This is a genomic window from Microbacterium sp., assembly GCF_040394595.1.
Lineage (GTDB): Bacteria > Actinomycetota > Actinomycetes > Actinomycetales > Microbacteriaceae > Microbacterium.
The window spans coordinates 107,676-121,466 of sequence record NZ_JBEBSA010000004.1 but is presented as its reverse complement, the minus strand read 5'-3'; the positions used below and the strand labels follow the sequence as shown (position 1 = coordinate 121,466).

The following is a 13,791-nucleotide window of genomic DNA, read 5'->3' as shown; positions in this document are numbered from 1 at the left end:
CCCGGGCGGGTCAGAGCAGGGAGTCCACGCGGGAGCGCACCCGGCCGGCGATCTCCTCGGCGGGGAGGGCGGCGTCGACCACCAGGAAACGCTGCGGCTCGGCCTCGGCGAGCTGCAGGTAGGCGTCGCGCACGCGGGCGTGGAACTCCTCCTTCTCGGCCTCGAGCCGGTCGAAGGGCTTGTCGTCCGCGTCCAGGCGCTTTCGTGCGACGGCGGGGTCGAGATCGAGGAGCACGGTCAGGTCGGGCAGCGCGCCCTCGGTCGCCCAGAGGGAGAGGCCGCGGACCTCCTCCGCGTCGAGCACCCGCCCGGCGCCCTGATAGGCCACGGAGGAGTCGAGGTAGCGGTCCTGGATGACGACCTCGCCGCGCGCGAGGGCGGGCCGCACGACCGTCGCGACGTGGTGCGCGCGGTCGGCCGCGTAGAGCAGCGCCTCGGCGCGCGGGGCGATGTCCCCGCGGTGGTGCAGCACGATGTCGCGGATGAGCCGCCCCACCTCGGAGCCTCCGGGCTCGCGGGTGCGCAGCACCGTGCGCCCCCGCGCCGTGAGCCCGCTCGTCAGCAGTTCCGCCTGCGTGGTCTTCCCCGAGCCGTCTCCGCCCTCGAGGGTGATCCAGAGGCCGGGCCCGGAGGTCACGACGACTTCTTCGCCGCGTTCGCGGCGCGGGTCGCCGCAGCCTTCTTCGCCGCCGCGGAACGCGCCGCCGCCTTCTCGGCATCCGTCTTCGCCGGGGCCTTCTTGGTAGGGGCCTTCTTGGCCGTGGTCTTCGCCGGCGCCTTCTTCGCCGCCGCGCGGCCGCGCTGGGGAGCCGGCCCCTTGGCGCGCTTGTCCGCGAGCATCTGCACGGCGATCTCGAAGGTGATGTCGGTCGGCTGCTGCCCGCGCGGGATCGTGACGTTGGTCTCGCCGTCGGTCACGTAGGGGCCGAAACGCCCGTCCCGGATGCGGATCGGCTTGCCGCTGGTGGGATCGGCGTCGAACTCCGCGAGTGCGCTCGATGCGCGGCGGGCGCCGTACTTCGGCTGCGCGTAGATCTCGAGGGCCTGCTCCAGGGTGACGTCGAAGATCTGCTGCTCGCTCTCGAGCGAACGGGAATCGGCGCCCTTCTTCAGGTACGGTCCGAACCGGCCGTTCTGCGCGGTGATCTCGTCGCCCGACTCGGGGTCGACTCCGACGACGCGGGGCAGGCTGAGCAACTGCAGTGCCTGCTCGAGCTCGATCGTGTCGACCGACATCGAACGCAGGAGCGACGCGGTGCGCGGCTTGGGGGCGACGTCCTTCTTCGCTCCCCGCTTCTTCGGCGCCTCCTCGACGACCTCGCCCGTCGCCTCGTCGACCGCGGCGTCCTCCGACACCGGATCGTTCTCCTGCACGTACGGTCCGAACCTGCCGTCCTTGACGACGATGATCTTGCCGTTCTCGGGGTTCTCGCCGAGCACACGGTCACCGGCGACGGGTGCGTCGATGAGCTCCTGCGCCTTGACCGATGTCAGCTCATCCGGGGCGAGGTCCTCGGGGACGTTGACGATCCGCGGCTTGGCCTCGGGGTTCTCGGGGTCGCTCACCTCAAGGTAGGGCCCGTACTTGCCGAACCGCAGGGTGGCCGTCTCGGTGATCCGCGTCGAGTTCAGCGCCCTCGCGTCGATCTCGCCGAGGTTGTCCACGATCTGCCGGAGGCCGACGTGGGCGTCCGATCCGAAGTAGAACGACCGCAGCCACTCGTTGCGATTCTGCTCGCCGCGGGCGATGGCGTCGAGATCATCCTCGAGAGCGGCGGTGAAGTCGTAGTCGATCAGGTCGGTGAAGTGCTGCTCGAGCAGCCGCACCACGCTGAAGGCCAGCCAGGTCGGCACGAGCGCCTGCCCGCGCTTGGTCGCGTAGCCGCGGTCGATCACCGTGCCGATGATGCTGGCGAAGGTGGAGGGACGTCCGATGCCGTGCTCCTCGAGGGCCTTCACGAGGGATGCCTCGGTGTAGCGGGGCTTCGGGGTGGTGCGGTGACCCTTCGCCTCGGCGTCGCTCATGCCGAGCTCGTCGCCGACCGCGACGGCCGGAAGCGACTGGTCGTCGGCGGCGTCCTGGGAGTTGCGCTTCTCGTCGCGCCCCTCCTCGTACGCCTCGAGGAAGCCCTTGAAGGTGTAGACGGTGCCGGAGGCCGTGAACTCGGCCTTCTTCCCCGCGGCGTCGACCTCGAGCGTGACGGTGGTGGTCTCGTACTTCGCGTCGGCCATCTGACTGGCGACCGTGCGCTTCCAGATGAGGTCGTAGAGCCGCTGCTCCTCCTTGTCGAGCTGCGACGAGACGGATGCCGGCGTGCGGAAGGTCTCGCCCGAGGGACGGATCGCCTCGTGCGCCTCCTGCGCGTTCTTGCTCTTGGACTTGTACACGCGCGGCTTGAGCGGCACCGCGGCGTCGCCGTAGAGCGCGACGGCCTGATTGCGCGCGGCCTGGACGGCCTGCGTGCTCAGCGCCGTCGAGTCGGTGCGCATATAGGTGATGTACCCCTTCTCGTAGAGACGCTGGGCGACGCTCATCGCCTGCTTCGCGCTCATCGAGAGCTTGCGCCCGGCCTCCTGCTGCATCGTGGAGGTGGTGAAGGGCGCGTATGGGCTGCGCGTGCCGGGCTTGGCCTCGACCTTGGAGACGCGGGCGGCTCCGGCCGCCTCGACGGCCGCGGCGAGCTCGCCGGCCTGCTTCTCGCTGAGGACGACCACGGCCTTCTTCAGCGAGCCGGTGTCGTCGAAGTCGGTGCCCCGGGCGAGCTGACCGCCGTCGACACGGACCAGCCGCACGGTGAAGGACGAGCCGGATGCGGCGGCGGACGCCTCGACGTCCCAGTACTCCGCGGAGACGAACGCCATGCGCTCGCGCTCCCGGTCGACGATCATGCGGGTGGCGGCGGACTGCACCCGCCCCGCGGAGAGACCGGTCTTCACCTTGTACCAGAGCACGGGCGACACGTCCCAGCCGTACAGCCGGTCGAGGATGCGCCGGGTCTCCTGCGCGTCGACGAGCGCGAGGTCGAGCTCACGGGTGTTGCCGACGGCGGCCTGGATGGCGTCCTTGGTGATCTCGTGGAAGACCATCCTCTTGACGGGGACCTTCGGCTTGAGGGTCTCCAGCAGGTGCCAGGCGATGGCCTCGCCCTCGCGATCCTCATCAGTGGCCAGCAGGAGCTCGTCGGCGGTCTTGAGGGCGCGCCTGAGCTCCGCGACCGTCTTGGTCTTCCGATCGGAGACGACGTAGTAGGGGTCGAAGCCGTTCTCCACGTCGATGGAGTACTTGCCGTACGCCTTCTTGTCGGCAGCGGGGATGTCCTTCTTGTCGGCGAGGTCGCGGATGTGCCCGACCGAGCTCAGCACCTCATAGCCGTCGCCGAGGTACCCCTGAATAGACCGCATCTTCGTCGGGGACTCGACGATGACGAGCTTCTTGCCTTCAGCCAAGGGTGCGTCCTTTCTTCGAAGCACACCATACACACCGCTGTCGTGATGTGATCACAGCGGCGATCGGGAACATGCACGCCGTCAGGATCCCTCGGGTGGCCCGGCACGGGCGCGGGAGACGGCAGCGAGACCAGCGTACGCCGCCCTGACCTCCACCGTCGCCACGAGCCCCTCGACCAGGCATCCGGACAGGACCGCTCCGGACGCCGCGACGACGCGTTCCGCGAGCGCGCAGGGCCCTTCCGGTGCATCGACGGCACCGGAAGCCGCGTCGGCCGCGGCGAGCGCAGCGGCGTCGGCGGCCCCGGCTGCCCGCTGAGCGGTGACGGCCGCCCCGCCGACCGCGGCGAGTCCGAGCGCGAGTGTCGCGGCCACCGCGAGGACTCCCGCGGCGAGCACGGTACCTGCCATTTCCCTCCTCCTTCTCGGATCCCCTCGGATCCCTCTCCTTCTCGGCTCCTCCCCGACGGGACGCCCGGATCATCGCCCTCCGGCGAGCGCGCAGCTCGACGCGCGCAGCGGCACGGAGATCAGCCGTCCGACTCTCAGCTCGGCCGAGGCCGTCACGCACACCAGCTCCCCACGGAGGGAGGACGACCCCGACGCCCCGGCGACCCCCGCGGCGATGAGCCCGAACGCCCGCGCGGCGCTCTCCCCCCGGCCGAGCAGCCGGGCCGCATCCGCCGCCGCGTCCTGCAGGGCGACCTGCCTGGCTGCCCCCGCGAGGGCGGCAGCACCCATGGAGAGGACGAGGACGACGGCGGGGAGGGCGACCGCCAGCTCGGCGGCCACCGACCCCCGCTCGCTCCTCCGCCGCTGCCCCGTTCCCCGCCCCGCGCCCCGTCCCTTCCGCGGGTTTCCCGCCCTTTCTCGGACGGGGCCGCGCCGGTGCGGTCCGGTCATGACACCGTGAGCGCGCGGCGCACGAGATCGGTGAGGATCCCCCGCACCTCGTCCGAGCGCATGATGATCACCAGCAGCCCGGCGAACGCCACCGCCGCAACTGTGGCAGAGATTAGGCGTATATCGGTAGCGCTACGCTCGGGGCATGACTGACGATATCAACGAGCTGGAGCAAGCTTTCGTGTTGAAGCGGATGGCGGCGAAGATGGCGCTTGAACTCTTCGAGAGTCGATACGGTGACGTGGCGCGCGATGGCGTTGTAGGTGCCCCCCTCAACGAAGAGGCACGGGCGCTGCTTATGGTCGCGGGCAAGCTGGCCGGCGAGGCGGTTGACGCTTCACTCGCCGTCGATCGCGCCTACGAGGCTGCGGAAGAGCGTCTTGCGCCGCCGGCGCAGTCCTTCGCGACGCGCGACGAGGCTGAAGCCTGGATTGAGCGACTAGAGGAAGACAAGCTCGACGCGATGGAACGCTTTTTCGCCGCCAGGAACGAGCTCAGTAACCTCGACGACCCGCTCTCGAAGGAGCCGCAAGACATCACCGATGACGATTGGGTCACCATCAATCGCCGCTTCGACCTACTCGAAGAGATGGAGAGTGTCCAGAAGGTGGGCCGCTCGGCGCAAGCCGGCATTGATCAAGCCCGAGCAGCCCTCGGCGACGAATAGCCGATCGACTCTGTGGATATCGTTGACGAGTTCGGCCAGTCCCCGCGGTGCCCGGAGTGCGGCATCCTTCTACGCGAGGTTCGGGGCGGCTGGCGTTGCCCTGAATGCAGTCACGCCGAAGACGCCCCTTGGGTATCCAAGCCAGACGACGGCGGTGCGCCGAGCATCCACGGAGGATAGTCACGTCACCTAATAGGTCACGTGACCTGGGCTTTTTCTTGCATTCTGGCTAGTCGTAGTGCTAGAGTTGAACTACTCGAAAAGCGGACGCAAGGGCCGCTAGAGGGATACCCCTCGACGAGAGGTAGCACGCGGGAAACCGTGGTGCCGCAGAGGATCCGGGCGCAGCGCCAATCAGCCGCCCGGAGAGTACGCGGGTTGAGTGCACCGATCGGTAGATCTACTACCGATCGGGTTTCCCATGTCCATCCCGGCCTCTCGGATCGCTGTCGCGGCGATCGGGCGCGCGGTTCGACGCGGTGACGCATCCGCTGAGCGGAGCGCCCGCAGCGACCTCGCCGCCGCCAAGATCGACCACGCCATCACCGACGCGCTGACTGCTTCCGGCGCCAGTCTCAAGCGTGAGCACGCGGCTCAGCTCGCGGCCCGTCTGAATGGTGCGGCGCGATGATCGCCCTCGAAGTCGAGGACGGCACCCTCGCGCGTCTCGTTGCCGATGCTCCGCCGCTGAGCGCCGCCACTCGCGAACGGCTTTCCCGCATCCTGCGCCCCGCCCTCGCCCGCCCGCAGGGGCAGACGCGGTGACTCCCGGGAAGACCGCCGCCCTGGCGGGCAAGGCCAGGGCGGGCGCGAAGAATCCGGCGAGGAATCATCACAAGCACGATAGCGCGGGCCTCGGACGTTCCCCTTTCGCGAGGGCCGTGCGCGAGTACGCCCGCACCGGATCATTCGTGGCCGACGGCCTGGTGCCGCTCCCTCGCGGGAAGAAGTCGCCGCCCCTGGCCGGCCGCACTGGCTACGACGGCGAGACGAGTCTGGAGCTCGCACGCACCGATGCGGAGAGGCATCCGCGCGGCAACGTCGGCTTTCGCGTCCCGGCCTGGCTGATCGGCTTCGACATCGACGGCGCCGACCACGGCGAAGGCAAGAGCGGTCCGACATCGATCGACGCTCTCTCCTCCCGCCTCGGGACTCTACCGGGCACGCTCTCGTCAACACGACACGGTGCCGAATCGGATACCCGCATCCACTTCTACGAGATCCCCGAAGGCGTGCGGCTGAGCGAGCGTGCGCTGGCCGATGTCGAGCTGATCCAGCACCATCACCGATTCGCGGTCGTCTGGCCCTCACGCCTCAAGGACGGCACCCGGTACCGCTGGTACTCCGCTGAGAGAGAGCGCATCCGTACTCCGCTTCGCTCTGACGTCGCGGCTTTGCCCGCGTCCTGGATCAACTTCCTACGAGCCGACGCGACAGCAGGGCCGTCGAGGCGCGCGGGGTCTGATGATGTGGTGCGATGGCTCGACCGGCTGCCCGATGGCGAACCGTCGTCGCTCCTGCGCGCTGAGATGACGGCGGTGCGCCGCTGCGATGTCGGCAATACGAACCTGCTCGCACACGTCGGTCTCGCCGCTCGCGCGTGCATAGGCCGGCCTGGCGGACGCAAGGCGTTCGACCTGTTCGTCGAGCACATCCGCGATCCCTATTGCGAGAAGTACGACACGAGGAAGTTCGAGGCCGACATGGAGCGCGCGCTGGCTCGCGTGATCGCCGATATCCGCGGCGAGGAGGTGACGACGCTATGAGCACCAAGGAAGATCCGATCGTCGTCGCCCGCCGCGTGCTGGATCGCACTTTCGAGGTGTACGTCACCTCCGACGGCAGTCCGTTCGCGGTGCCACGCGATGGCGGTCGGGCGATCATGCTCACGCCGCGAGGCGAAGGGGCGGCGCTGGGCGTGCTCCGGCTTGCCTCTGAGGGCGAGTCGCCGCGCGTGCCGCGCTCGGCGCTGGTGGAAGCACTGACGTGGGCACATGATCTCGCCCCGCAGACGGCGCCGGTCGCCGACCTCCACCTGCGAGCCGCGCAGCCGAAGCCGGGGATGATCGTGCTCGACCTGGGCGAGATGAACTCGACGCGGTGCATCGTCATCACGCGGAAGGGATGGAAAGCTCGCGACCGTCCACCCGCAGGGGTGCACTTCCGGCTCAGTCGTGCCACTCGCGCACTGCCCGAGCCGAAGCACGGCGCCCACGGGCACAAGACGCTTCGCCGACTGCTCGGCTGGTCGAAGAAGGACGGTCGTTGGCTCATGGCGCGCGGGTGGCTCGCCGCAGCCCTATTCCCCGACATCGCCCGGCCTCTGCTCTTCGCGACCGGGACAGCCGGAAGCGGGAAGACCTTCCGGGGCCGCGTGCTGGCGAGCGTGCTCGATCCGCGGGACGAGCTCGGCGGCTCCCTCGGCAAGGACGAGCGCGATGCCTTGGTCGCGGCTGGTGCTCGATACATCGCGGCTTGGGACAACATCACCTCTGTCTCGATCGAGACGAGCAACCTCATCTGCCGGCTGGTGACGGGCGGGAGCGATGAACGCAGGGTGCTCTACTCCGACGAGGACGTGCACGTCCGCGCGATCCGCAGGACGGGGATCATCACGGCTCTCTCGCTCCCGATGCTCGAAGCCGATGCCCTGGAGCGGATCATCCCCGTGCACTGCGAGACGATCCCCTCGGGCGAGCGCACGAGCGAGTCGCGGATGCGGGCGGCGTTCGACGACGCGCATCCGCAGATCCTCGGCGCTGTGCTGGATGACGTCGTGCGGGTGCTCGGGCAACTCCCGGAGGTGCAGGCAACGAAGCGGTCACGCCCTCGCATGGCCGACTTCTCGGACGTGCTCTATGCGCTCGACCCCGCGATCGACAACGCCTACCGCGAGGCCACCGCCGACATGGTCCGCGAGGTTGCCGAGGGCGACCCGTTCATCGGAGCGGTAGCCGACTGGCTCCGGGGCATCGCTGAGAAGAACGGCCTGCCGTTCACGATGGCGCCGTCGGATGCGCTGACGGCGCTACGGGCGTCCTTGCCGCCGTTCGGTCGGCACGATGCGTACCTGCCGAAGACGCCGAGCGGCCTCAGCCAGATGCTCACCAAGAACGCAGGGCCGCTCCGTTCGCTGGGCTTCTCTGTCACACGCAAGACCGTTCGCGGGGCGAAGTACGACGTCTACGACCGAGCGCAGGAGGAGAAGCCATGACGACCATCAGGGATGCCGGAACCGTGTTCCTCGACGATCCGCACGGCGTCGCGTGCCCGACCTGCGGCGCGCGGGCGCTGGAGGCATGCCGTTGGAGGACGCCGTATCACGAGATGACCGTGCACGCGCGACGGCAGGATCGCTGGTTCCGTCTCGTCGCTCCCGTGATCCGCGCGCAGGAGTGGGCCGACTACCCGGAAGACGAGACGCTCGACGCTCTCGCCGATCGTCGGGCGCTCATGCGGCGGCGTTACTGCCAGCAGCGCCAGATCACCGGCTTCCTGCTGCGCATGCACGACCTCACACCTGCACTGCTCGACTGCGTGCCGTGCGGGGAACAACGTGACAAGGAAGGGAATGACAATGCCAATTGATCGCCACGGCGGAGCATCCGCCGCCAATATCGCAGCTCGGCTGCGAACCGCCCGGCCCGCGCAAGCGGAGCAGGCTCAGGAGCATGACGACCTCCTGATGACGCCCCCGAACGTCGTTCGGAGTCGGCTCAAGGCAAGGGCGATCCTGCCGTCGGCGCTGGCCGTCGCCTGTGCGGCACACTCGGCTCCGGCCGGTGTTCGGTGTTTCGAGCACGGCGTTTGCGGCGAGCGCGTGGCGCGACGGAGCCGGTCATGAGCGCCGCCGTGACGCAGCCCGAATGGATTGCGCAGCGTGATGCCCGCTGGCTCGCCCTGGCGCCGATCTGCCCGGCGTGCGCGTCGATGCCGTTCGAGTTGTGCAAGCCGCTCCCCGCTGTTGGTCTGCTCGGCGTTCACGAGGAGCGCGCCATCGCAGCGCTCACGTCGCCTGGCCGCTACCGGCGCGACGTGCGGCGCTGGCGAGCGCAGCTCAAGGCGGAGCGTCGCGGCTACGAGAAGCGCGAGGCGACCGCGTGGCACACGCGGCAGGCGATCGAGCGCATCCACGCCGCCGCTCAGGAGGTGCGCTCATGAGCCGCCGTGGCGCTGCCGTCCGATTGATCGACGTGACAGCCAATCGGGTTGCGCAAGCCAGTGCGCGTGACGCCCGGAGTGCGGTCATCGCCGAGCAGCAGGCGCAACGGGAACGTGCCGCCGCTGCGGCCCAGCGTGCTCGCCAGCGCGCGAAGCGGGTCGCGCAGGCTCCGGCGCCCGTCCAGTCCGTCTCGCCGCGTCCTGCGCCCGCTGAGCGGCCCGCCGTCGAGACGGTGACCGTCACGAAGTTGGAGTATTCGGCGCTGATGAAGGCCGCCAACCACCTGTTGAAGAAGTTCTGACCGTTCGAGGAGACACCATCATGTACGAGAACAACCGGATTACGATCACGGTTCCCGAGGCAGACCTGCCACCTGCCCCGGCTGTTGTCCCGTTGCCCGAGGGGATGCTGGCATGCCGAGCATGTGGCGTCGCCGTGCCGATAGAAGGCGCGATCGTCGAGCGAATCCATCTCGGTCACCACTGGGAGCAGCGACCCGATGCGCCCACGGGCGACACCCGAGCTGTGAATGACTTCCTCACGACGACGACCTGCACCATCTGCTCGGCCCGGAGTGAGCGCGTCGCGGCCATCCTCGCTGAGCACCCATCGCTCATCGCCCGCCTCGGAAGCATCGCCGCGGAGAGGATCGAAGGATCGTTGCTTGCGCTCGACGTGCTCGGATCGTCTGCACCTGACAGCTCGGCATCGACGGCAGAGATCCTGCGCCTGACCTCCTATCTGCCCGGAGGGGGACTCGCATGGGCCGCTCAGCGCCGCCCCGGCGTCTGCGCCTCGGTGCCCTTCGCGCATGTCACGTCAGAGGCTCGCGCCACGTTGCGCGAAGCGGCGGCGAGCTGGTTGCGTGCTCGGCTGGAGCGGCCACGTCGTGAGCCGGTGCCCGCCGACAGCGATCTGCTCGGATGCGCCATGTGTGGCGTCGGCTCCGTCATGGCGATGCCGAGCTCGACGCCCTGGCGCGAGGTGCTGATCCGCGACCTGAGCGTGCTCGGTGGGCGCCGTCGCGGCCGGCCCGTCTTCGGGCATCTCTGCCCGGCGTGCGCGACGGCGGTAGAGAGCCACGGCCTCGGCCAGCGCGCGATGATCTCGGCGCTGATGGCACATGTCGGTCATCGGCGTAGCGGATGGGTCGAACTGGAGTCGAACGTATCGGCGTTCGCCGCTCAGCGCGTCGGAACCGCGCCTTTCGATCAGCCGTGGGGATGGATCGATCTCGACGCCTTCCGGCGCGATCTGGAGGGGCTGGGAGCATGAGCGCTGTCGCGGTCGAAGCGCCGCCGCTCCCCGTTCACGCCGGGCCGTTGGGACTGCTCTCGTTCGCTGTCCGAGAGCGACGCACCCGCCGCCCGATCCAGCAGGTTCGGGAGATCATGGACGACAACCCGACCGGCCTGTCAATCGATGAGCTGGGCGTGATCCTGTTCACGGCGTACATCATCCCCGAGCCGGGCGGAGCGTCGCGCCCTCCGCTGGTGCTCATCGAGCGCGACAAGTGGGCGCACTGGTTCTGGAGCGTCGGGTTCCTGACATGCGGCTTCCGCACGACGAACGGGCGCCCTCGCCAGCCGATGACGCTCTACCGCGCATCGACCGAGGAGCACTCCCGCACGGGGCTGAGCTGGACGCCTGGGCGGCGCTGGGCGTCGGAGTATGCCGACCTGAGAGCGCGGGAGCTGCGGCAAGCAGGAGACGGCGCGAGCGTCCACGTCTACGCCGCCGAGATCCAGCCGTCATGGCTCCTCGGCATGAATGCGGCTGTGGCCGGCCTGAGCGGCAACGAGTACATCGTCGATCTCCCGGAGCACGCCGAAGTGCGGTGCCTGACCGGAGAGCCGACATGCTGACCTGGGGACGGAGCGCCGCGGGGATGCTCATCCGCGACCGTGGCAGGGTACTGCTCCAGCTTCGCTCCGCTTACGTCCAGTACGGCGGCACCTGGTCGATACCGGGCGGCGCGCTCGCGCATGGCGAGACGACACTGGACGCGGCGCTCCGAGAGCTATCAGAGGAGAGCGGGCTGGAGCACCAGCACCTCGCCGTGAGCGACCGCCAGCACGTCGCTGAGCCGGTGCCGGGCTGGACGTACACGACGCACCTCGCGAAGCTGCGGGGAGGCGCACGCGAGCTCGGTACGCCGCCCGCCAGCGCCGAGGTGACTCGGCACGAGTGGGTGTTGGTCGCCGAGGTGGACGACCTGCCGTTGCATCCCGGCTTCGCGGCGTCATGGCCCGAGGTTCGCGCCATGCTCGACGATGCGCCCGTGCCGCGCGTTCTGTTCGTCTGCATCGGCAACATCTGCCGCTCGCCCACGGCAGAGCTGATCCTGCGCGACATGGCGGCGAGAGCGGGCGTCGCGGTCGAAGTCGCGTCCCGAGGCGTCGGGGCGGAGGACGGCGCATCGATGGACGCGGGCAGTCTCGACTACGCCGCGCGGCAGGGCCTGGACGGCACCGCGCACCGGGCGCGGCTGTTCACCGCCGAGGATGCCGAGCGCTTCGACGTCATCGTCGCGCTGTCCCCAGCCATTGCGCAGCGGATGCGCGCCATCGCTCCGGCGCTGGGGACGATCCGCGAGGAGTGGGTGGTCAACCCGTGGCGATCGTCGACGTGGCTCTATCGGTCGGCGTATCGAGAGCTCGAGCGCATCTGCGCCGACGTGCTCGACGGCATCAAGAAGGACGAGAGGAGCACGGCATGAGCGGCCTGATGGCGGCGCGGTGGATGGCGCTTGTGAATGAGGCCATCCTGCGCGGTGAAGAGGTCGAGACAGTGCCGGTGTCGCCGTTCCTCGCCGCGACCACGGAGGAGTTGCTGGAGCGGCTGGAGGCCAACGGGCGCTTCACCTGGTGCCAGCACATGGGAGGCGTCGGCACGGGCGCAACGACGCCCGACATCGTGGCGTGGCCGGGTCATGCCTACGGGACGTGTGTGCCCTGTGCGTTGGACTTCCGAGCGGAGATCGAGGCGGCACGCAGGCGAACGTGCGAGAGGTGCGACAGCGCACGAGCAACGGCGGTGCATCAGGCCGACCTCGGAGTCGTGCCGGGCTTCGCTTTCGTGGCGCTGGCGATCCTTCTGTGCGAGGAATGCGCCGAAGAGGAAGGCCTGCGGCCCGACGGGCTACCTGTCGGGATCGACGATGGAAGGGACGGATCATGAACGACGAATCGGCAACCCCGCAACCAACCGGTCGCAACCCCATGCAACCGACTGACCCTGGAACGGGAGTGGAGCGCGACGCGCAGAACAGGGCGCTGTGCGGTGCGCGCACGAGAAGCGGCGACCCGTGCCGCTCTCCGGCGATGACCGGGCAGCGGCGGTGCCGCATGCACGGCGGTGCGGCGCCTCAAGCCAAGCGCAAGGCGGCTCTGCGGCTGGCGACCCTCGTCGACCCGGCGATCTCGACGCTGGCGAGCGTGATGCAGTCGAAGAGCGCGAAGGACGCCGACCGGCTCCGCGCTGCCGAGGCCATCCTGGATCGCGCCGGCCATCCGCGTGCATCGCGCGTCGAGGGCACCGTCTCTGTCACCGACGCACGCGAGATGCTCCTGGAGCGGATCATGGACATGCGCGCGCGACACCCCGCAGAGGCGGCTCCCGCCGAGCTGGAGGGCGTGCCTCATGATGAAGACGTGATCGTCGACGCCGAGGTGATCGAGGACGCGGACTGAGGCAGCTATCGTCAGGAGCATGCCGAGCCTGAGCGAGATCGCCACCGCCGCCCCGTGGCTGTTCCCTTCCACCTTCTCGCTGATCGGCGTGCTGATCGGTGCCGGCCTGACGTTCGCGATTCAGCGGGCGATGGCTCGACGATCGCACCGTCGCGAGTTGGCACTGTCGGCGCTGGAGTCAATTACGAAGGCACGGAGCATCGTCACGCAGGCGTTGGCCAAGGCCGGTGCCACGCCGATGGCTACCGTCCCGCTCTACGCGCCCGAGGTCGCGACCGAGATCTGGGCGCGCTTCGAGATGCTCGCCGCTCTGGAGCGGCGCCCGATCGACCGGCGACCGCTCTCCGCCAACGGCATGACCACGCACGAATGGCTCATGGCCGGCGCTCAGACCGCGGAGGAGATGGAGAAGATCAGGGGTGAGCTTCACCGACTGAGCACGCTCCTGGTGGCCTGGGAGCGGGGTCGGGCTAAGGGCCGAGATTTCCGGCTCTCTGCCGCCGAAGTGCAGCGGAAGTTCGGCCCGGACTACACCGACAAGGATCTGCCGCCCGTGGCATGATCCCCGGCGCTCAGCCCTTGTACTTGGGGTTCGGGCGACGAAGGATGATCACCGTGCGCTTGCCGGTTACCCAGGTGCCGCTCGATGTGCTGGAGACGACCTCCCAGCCCTTGGCGATCAGCTTCGCGGCGGCGCGCTCAGCGTAGACCGTCTGTGTCTCATAGGGATCTTTCTTGCTGGCCATCATCGCTCCTCGGTCGGTGGTCAAGTCCCATCATGCTGCACCCGGGGTATGCCCTATGCGCGACAGTGGGCGCAGTCGCGATCAGGGCGTGTCCCGGAGTCGTTAAGGTGCCCGAAACGGACGCGCGGAATGCCGGCGGTGTCTGGCGCGGCGGGTGCAGAGTGTCAGGGTGTC

At 69.1% G+C, this 13,791-nt stretch carries 20 protein-coding genes; 14 read left to right on the top strand and 6 right to left on the bottom strand.

The genetic code is table 11. The features are described 5' to 3' along the window. Positions 1-10: 10 nt before the first annotated feature. The 5 genes from tmk to ABWO84_RS07410 all read right to left on the bottom strand — a co-directional run bounded on the left by tmk (position 11) and on the right by ABWO84_RS07410 (position 4,472). The gene (tmk, locus tag ABWO84_RS07430; RefSeq protein WP_353113880.1) at positions 11-637 is read right to left on the bottom strand and encodes a dTMP kinase; all 627 of its coding nucleotides are present in this window, start codon (positions 635-637) and stop codon (positions 11-13) included. After that, positions 634-3,447: a type I DNA topoisomerase gene (topA, locus tag ABWO84_RS07425; RefSeq protein WP_353113879.1), complete on the bottom strand. Its 2,814-nt coding sequence runs from the start codon at positions 3,445-3,447 to the stop codon at positions 634-636. Before topA ends, tmk begins: the two co-directional genes overlap by 4 nt. 81 nt (positions 3,448-3,528) lie before the next feature. Beyond that, on the bottom strand, positions 3,529-3,858 hold the full coding sequence (locus ABWO84_RS07420; protein ID WP_353113878.1) for an Rv3654c family TadE-like protein: 330 nt from the start codon (positions 3,856-3,858) through the stop codon (positions 3,529-3,531). 69 nt (positions 3,859-3,927) lie between these two features. Next, complete coding sequence (locus ABWO84_RS07415) at positions 3,928-4,239, bottom strand: TadE family type IV pilus minor pilin (RefSeq protein WP_353113877.1); 312 nt, start codon at positions 4,237-4,239, stop codon at positions 3,928-3,930. A 107-nt stretch (positions 4,240-4,346) separates the two neighbouring features. Further along, entirely contained in the window at positions 4,347-4,472 is a 126-nt protein-coding gene (locus tag ABWO84_RS07410) for a DUF4244 domain-containing protein (protein WP_502915403.1), read from the bottom strand. Between the two features lie 23 nt (positions 4,473-4,495). Between ABWO84_RS07410 and ABWO84_RS07405 the strand changes: the two genes are divergently transcribed. From ABWO84_RS07405 to ABWO84_RS07335, 14 genes are all read left to right on the top strand, one after another. Next, a complete protein-coding gene (locus ABWO84_RS07405; protein WP_353113876.1) occupies positions 4,496-5,017 on the top strand; it encodes a hypothetical protein in 522 nt (173 codons plus the stop codon). Positions 5,018-5,438: 421 nt separating this feature from the next. Further along, positions 5,439-5,648 (top strand): hypothetical protein, encoded by a 210-nt coding sequence (locus tag ABWO84_RS07395; protein ID WP_353113874.1) that lies wholly within the window; start codon positions 5,439-5,441, stop codon positions 5,646-5,648. Next, positions 5,645-5,782 carry a hypothetical protein gene (locus ABWO84_RS07390; protein ID WP_353113873.1) on the top strand — a complete coding sequence of 46 codons (138 nt, stop codon included), beginning with the start codon at positions 5,645-5,647 and terminating at the stop codon, positions 5,780-5,782. The genes ABWO84_RS07395 and ABWO84_RS07390 overlap by 4 nt, the downstream gene beginning before the upstream one ends. A 146-nt stretch (positions 5,783-5,928) precedes the next feature. Next, entirely contained in the window at positions 5,929-6,783 is an 855-nt protein-coding gene (locus ABWO84_RS07385; protein WP_353113872.1) for a bifunctional DNA primase/polymerase, read from the top strand. Next, on the top strand, positions 6,780-8,231 hold the full coding sequence (locus ABWO84_RS07380; protein ID WP_353113871.1) for an AICE element replication initiation protein: 1,452 nt from the start codon (positions 6,780-6,782) through the stop codon (positions 8,229-8,231). The genes ABWO84_RS07385 and ABWO84_RS07380 overlap by 4 nt, the downstream gene beginning before the upstream one ends. Beyond that, complete coding sequence (locus ABWO84_RS07375; protein WP_353113870.1) at positions 8,228-8,605, top strand: zinc finger domain-containing protein; 378 nt, start codon at positions 8,228-8,230, stop codon at positions 8,603-8,605. The genes ABWO84_RS07380 and ABWO84_RS07375 overlap by 4 nt, the downstream gene beginning before the upstream one ends. Before the next feature lie 252 nt (positions 8,606-8,857). Further along, on the top strand, positions 8,858-9,178 hold the full coding sequence (locus ABWO84_RS07370; RefSeq protein ID WP_353113869.1) for a hypothetical protein: 321 nt from the start codon (positions 8,858-8,860) through the stop codon (positions 9,176-9,178). Continuing rightward, positions 9,175-9,480 (top strand): hypothetical protein, encoded by a 306-nt coding sequence (locus ABWO84_RS07365; RefSeq protein WP_353113868.1) that lies wholly within the window; start codon positions 9,175-9,177, stop codon positions 9,478-9,480. The genes ABWO84_RS07370 and ABWO84_RS07365 overlap by 4 nt, the downstream gene beginning before the upstream one ends. A gap of 20 nt (positions 9,481-9,500) precedes the next feature. Further along, on the top strand, positions 9,501-10,454 hold the full coding sequence (locus tag ABWO84_RS07360) for a hypothetical protein (RefSeq protein WP_353113867.1): 954 nt from the start codon (positions 9,501-9,503) through the stop codon (positions 10,452-10,454). Next, positions 10,451-11,044, top strand: a complete 594-nt coding sequence (locus tag ABWO84_RS07355; protein ID WP_353113866.1) for a hypothetical protein — start codon at positions 10,451-10,453, stop codon at positions 11,042-11,044. The genes ABWO84_RS07360 and ABWO84_RS07355 overlap by 4 nt, the downstream gene beginning before the upstream one ends. Beyond that, positions 11,038-11,898, top strand: a complete 861-nt coding sequence (locus tag ABWO84_RS07350) for an arsenate reductase/protein-tyrosine-phosphatase family protein (RefSeq protein ID WP_353113865.1) — start codon at positions 11,038-11,040, stop codon at positions 11,896-11,898. Before ABWO84_RS07355 ends, ABWO84_RS07350 begins: the two co-directional genes overlap by 7 nt. Then, the gene (locus ABWO84_RS07345) at positions 11,895-12,359 is read left to right on the top strand and encodes a hypothetical protein (RefSeq protein ID WP_353113864.1); all 465 of its coding nucleotides are present in this window, start codon (positions 11,895-11,897) and stop codon (positions 12,357-12,359) included. The genes ABWO84_RS07350 and ABWO84_RS07345 overlap by 4 nt, the downstream gene beginning before the upstream one ends. Further along, the gene (locus ABWO84_RS07340) at positions 12,287-12,871 is read left to right on the top strand and encodes an HGGxSTG domain-containing protein (protein WP_353113863.1); all 585 of its coding nucleotides are present in this window, start codon (positions 12,287-12,289) and stop codon (positions 12,869-12,871) included. The genes ABWO84_RS07345 and ABWO84_RS07340 overlap by 73 nt, the downstream gene beginning before the upstream one ends. A gap of 19 nt (positions 12,872-12,890) precedes the next feature. Further along, positions 12,891-13,433 carry a hypothetical protein gene (locus tag ABWO84_RS07335; protein ID WP_353113862.1) on the top strand — a complete coding sequence of 181 codons (543 nt, stop codon included), beginning with the start codon at positions 12,891-12,893 and terminating at the stop codon, positions 13,431-13,433. A gap of 10 nt (positions 13,434-13,443) precedes the next feature. Here ABWO84_RS07335 and ABWO84_RS07330 read toward each other — a convergent pair whose 3' ends face one another. After that, positions 13,444-13,617 (bottom strand): hypothetical protein, encoded by a 174-nt coding sequence (locus ABWO84_RS07330; RefSeq protein ID WP_353113861.1) that lies wholly within the window; start codon positions 13,615-13,617, stop codon positions 13,444-13,446. Positions 13,618-13,791 lie beyond the last annotated feature (174 nt).

Coding starts and splice junctions, on each gene's coding strand:
- ABWO84_RS07340 (WP_353113863.1), top strand. CDS start 12,287: ATGCGCCGAAGAGGAAGGCCTGCGGCCCGACGGGCTACCTGTCGGGAT.
- ABWO84_RS07345 (WP_353113864.1), top strand. CDS start 11,895: ATGAGCGGCCTGATGGCGGCGCGGTGGATGGCGCTTGTGAATGAGGCC.
- ABWO84_RS07405 (WP_353113876.1), top strand. CDS start 4,496: ATGACTGACGATATCAACGAGCTGGAGCAAGCTTTCGTGTTGAAGCGG.
- ABWO84_RS07375 (WP_353113870.1), top strand. CDS start 8,228: ATGACGACCATCAGGGATGCCGGAACCGTGTTCCTCGACGATCCGCAC.
- ABWO84_RS07380 (WP_353113871.1), top strand. CDS start 6,780: ATGAGCACCAAGGAAGATCCGATCGTCGTCGCCCGCCGCGTGCTGGAT.
- ABWO84_RS07420 (WP_353113878.1), bottom strand. CDS start 3,858: ATGGCAGGTACCGTGCTCGCCGCGGGAGTCCTCGCGGTGGCCGCGACA.
- ABWO84_RS07365 (WP_353113868.1), top strand. CDS start 9,175: ATGAGCCGCCGTGGCGCTGCCGTCCGATTGATCGACGTGACAGCCAAT.
- ABWO84_RS07335 (WP_353113862.1), top strand. CDS start 12,891: ATGCCGAGCCTGAGCGAGATCGCCACCGCCGCCCCGTGGCTGTTCCCT.
- ABWO84_RS07395 (WP_353113874.1), top strand. CDS start 5,439: ATGTCCATCCCGGCCTCTCGGATCGCTGTCGCGGCGATCGGGCGCGCG.
- ABWO84_RS07360 (WP_353113867.1), top strand. CDS start 9,501: ATGTACGAGAACAACCGGATTACGATCACGGTTCCCGAGGCAGACCTG.
- ABWO84_RS07330 (WP_353113861.1), bottom strand. CDS start 13,617: ATGGCCAGCAAGAAAGATCCCTATGAGACACAGACGGTCTACGCTGAG.
- ABWO84_RS07350 (WP_353113865.1), top strand. CDS start 11,038: ATGCTGACCTGGGGACGGAGCGCCGCGGGGATGCTCATCCGCGACCGT.
- ABWO84_RS07370 (WP_353113869.1), top strand. CDS start 8,858: ATGAGCGCCGCCGTGACGCAGCCCGAATGGATTGCGCAGCGTGATGCC.
- ABWO84_RS07390 (WP_353113873.1), top strand. CDS start 5,645: ATGATCGCCCTCGAAGTCGAGGACGGCACCCTCGCGCGTCTCGTTGCC.
- ABWO84_RS07355 (WP_353113866.1), top strand. CDS start 10,451: ATGAGCGCTGTCGCGGTCGAAGCGCCGCCGCTCCCCGTTCACGCCGGG.